This window comes from Thermococcus sp. LS2, assembly GCF_012027375.1.
Lineage (GTDB): Archaea > Methanobacteriota_B > Thermococci > Thermococcales > Thermococcaceae > Thermococcus_B.
In genome coordinates this window covers 1-3086 of record NZ_SNUI01000020.1, presented here as the reverse complement: position 1 = coordinate 3086, position 3086 = coordinate 1, and the positions used below count along the sequence as shown (strand labels likewise).

The 3086-nt window shown below is 39.8% G+C and carries 3 protein-coding genes; 2 read left to right on the top strand and 1 reads right to left on the bottom strand.

Annotated elements, in window-relative coordinates; all coding sequences use genetic code 11:
- On the bottom strand, positions 1-431 hold a 431-nt coding region (locus tag E3E24_RS12475; protein ID WP_167916121.1), incomplete at its 3' end, for a TIGR00288 family NYN domain-containing protein.
- Between the two features lie 203 nt (positions 432-634).
- On the opposite strand from E3E24_RS12475, the gene E3E24_RS12470 reads away from it, so the two are divergent.
- Both E3E24_RS12470 and E3E24_RS12465 read left to right on the top strand, forming a co-directional pair.
- Entirely contained in the window at positions 635-2482 is a 1848-nt protein-coding gene (locus E3E24_RS12470) for an aldehyde ferredoxin oxidoreductase family protein (protein ID WP_167916120.1), read from the top strand.
- Positions 2483-2517: 35 nt separating this feature from the next.
- Positions 2518-2778, top strand: a complete 261-nt coding sequence (locus E3E24_RS12465; RefSeq protein ID WP_167885511.1) for a MoaD/ThiS family protein — start codon at positions 2518-2520, stop codon at positions 2776-2778.
- Positions 2779-3086: the final 308 nt, after the last annotated feature.

Sequence of the window (3086 nt, the reverse complement as noted above, 5' to 3'; positions counted from 1 at the left end):
AAACTCCTTCCCAAGATTATAACGTAATCTGCAGCGTTCTGTAAGGCCTTACTGAACCCCGGCTCAGCCCCGATTACTACAGTTTCTTTCCCCTTGCTTTTCGCTTCATTCACTACAGGCAGGAAGTTGGTGTCCCTTACTGCCAAGGCTATAACGTCTATGTTGGGGTTGTAAATGAGCTTCATTGCCTCCACGGCAACTGTAACATCAGCGTCTCCAATGACTATGATTGGTTCTAGACCATGGTTAACAACAGCCTCTATTAACTTTGGGGATGCATTCTGGTTCAGGACAACTTTTGCAACTCTAATTTTTCCAATCTCTTCCAAGGGTTTTGGAATATCTTCTACGCGAATGTTAAACTTTTTTATTAGGATGTTGGGGCCATTGATTATCAGGCCGATTGATTTTTCTCCCTCACTCTTCCGCAAGAACTTGAAGAAACTGGCTCATTCCTAGATTCGACTGGAAAGTTTTTAGAATTTCCTACTATGAACAGTGGGCTACTCTCAACCATAATACCGAGATGAGCCTAGATTTAATACTGTTTTCTGTAATCATTTCTATTCTCCCAAATATTTATATAGAATTAATGTAAAATTTAGTTTGACATAATTATAAGGGATGAGTCATCATGTTTGGATATATGGGACAAATACTGAGAATAGATTTGACAAATAAAAAGGCCACAGTAGAGCCCCTAAAAGAGGAAGTTGTTAAGAAATTCATAGGCGGTAGAGGATTGGGAGCAAAAATACTGTGGGACGAACTTTCTCCAGGAGTAGATCCATTAAGCCCCCAAAACAAATTAGTCTTTGTAGTAGGGCCGTTAACTGGCACCAAAGCCCAGTCAACAAGCAGGTGGATAGCCCAGTTTAAATCTCCACTAACAGGGACTTATTTCAGAAGTGTTGCTGGGGGATTCTTTGGAGCTGAACTAAAATTCGCTGGTTACGATGCCATAATAGTCGAGGGAAGGTCTGAAAAGCCGGTTTACGTTTGGATTAATGATGGTGAAGTAGAGTTTAGAGATGCAGAAAAGATATGGGGAATGACTACAAATGCAGCGAGAGAATTTCTCCTAGAAGAGACCGATAGAAGAGCTAGAATAGCTATGATAGGTCCCGCAGGAGAAAGATTAGTTAAAATTTCTGCAATAGTTACGGATGACATGAGAACTGCTTCGAGAGGTGGCGGCGGTGCAGTAATGGGAAGCAAGAATCTAAAGGCTATTGTAGTTAGAGGAACGAAGAGACCAGAAATATATGATGAAGATGCCTTTAACGAAGCGGTCAAAGAGCAGATAGAATCTTACCGCAGCAATCCTGGATTTGAAGGATTCCATAATTTGGGAACAAACTTCGCAGTGTATCCATTCTATACTTTAGGCCATTTCCCAACATATAACTTCAAGCAAAAGGAGCTTGAAGGAGCTGAGAGATTCCAAGCTGAAGTTTTGAGAAGCTATATTGTAAAGCATCAAGGCTGTTATGGCTGTATGATCAGATGTGGAAAAACTTTCAAGCTTACTAAAGGGCCCTATGCAGGCACAGTATGGGACTTCCCTGAATATGAAACGCACTGGTCATTTGGAGGGAATTTAGGTAACATAAACATTGAATCCATAGTATACGCCAACATGCTTTGTGATTCTTACGGTTTAGATACAATATCTACAGGAGTAGCTATCGCTTTTGCGATAGAGCTCTATGAAAAAGGAATAATTAGTAAAAGCGAAACCGATGGGCTTGAGCTTAGGTGGGGAGACCCTGATGTTATACCTGAGCTTGTTAAAAGGATAGCCCTAAGAATTGGCTTAGGAAACATCTTAGCAGAAGGCACTAAAAGGGCTGCTGAAGTTATCGGTAGGGGGGCTGAGAAATATGCAATACATGTTAAGGGGCTTGAATTGCCAGCTTATGATCCAAGGTCTGCGAAAGCCCATGGGTTAAACCTTGCAACATCTCCAATTGGAGCCAGCCATTGCATTGGATGGAACAAATTTGAAATTATGGGTATTCCTAAGAAGGTAGATCCCTTTGCAACGGAAGGAAAAGGAGAAATAGCTAAATACGTCCAAGATGAAACTGCAATTGCAGAAACTGCAGTGTTCTGCATATTCCCATTCAATACAGAGATGGTTACAGTGGATCTATACAGCAAACTGTTATATGCTGCTACTGGAATTGAAGAGTTTAAAGATCCTAAGTACCTCTGGTTAGTCGGAGAGAGGATATTCAACTTGGAGAGAGCATTTAACGCAAGGGAGGGCATTGATGGAAAATACGATACTATGCCTGAGAGAATAGTAAAGGAACCAGTGCCAAGGGAGCCTTCAAAGGGACAAGTTTTCGAGTTAGATATCTTGCTTAAGGATTACTACAAAGTGAGAGGCTGGGACGAGAGAGGGATTCCCACCAAAGAGAAGTTGAAAGAGTTAGAGTTACAAGAGGTTGCAGAAGAACTTGAAAAGGTTTGTTGATTTTGATATCTCTTTTTATTTTTGGAGGGGTATGCATGAAGGTTTATGTAAAATTTATTGGACCCTTGCGCCAACAAGTTGAGGTTCCTGAATTTTGGGTTTTCTTAAAACCTGATTCCACCATTTCTGATCTTTTAGATGAGCTAGAGAAAAATAGGGGGATAAAAATAGACCCACAAGATAGAAATGTCGTGATTTTGGTAAATGGTAGGTCTATTGAATTTTTGGAAAGACTAAATACCAAACTTAAGGATTTGGATAAAATTGTCATAATGCCAGTTGCTGCAGGAGGATAAAACATTAAAATAAGCCCTCAATAATCTTAAACCCTCTTCTGGAAGTTCTCTCTTTGCTTTGCCCATCAAATGACCGCCCCACTTTTTCTTGCTTGTTTGTAATGAACTTAAGCTTTTAGAATTTTTTAATTAGACGAAATTTAAAAGGATTTCAGTCTTTAGATGAAAGCTGAACTTGAAATTCCTGTGTCCCTGCCCTAAGGTGTAAAATAAAAAAATTACCAAGTTATTTCACGATAAATCATTTCTGAGAATGTCAAGTACCTTTTTTTACATTTTTTAATTCTGATAAGGTTGGTGTCAGTTGC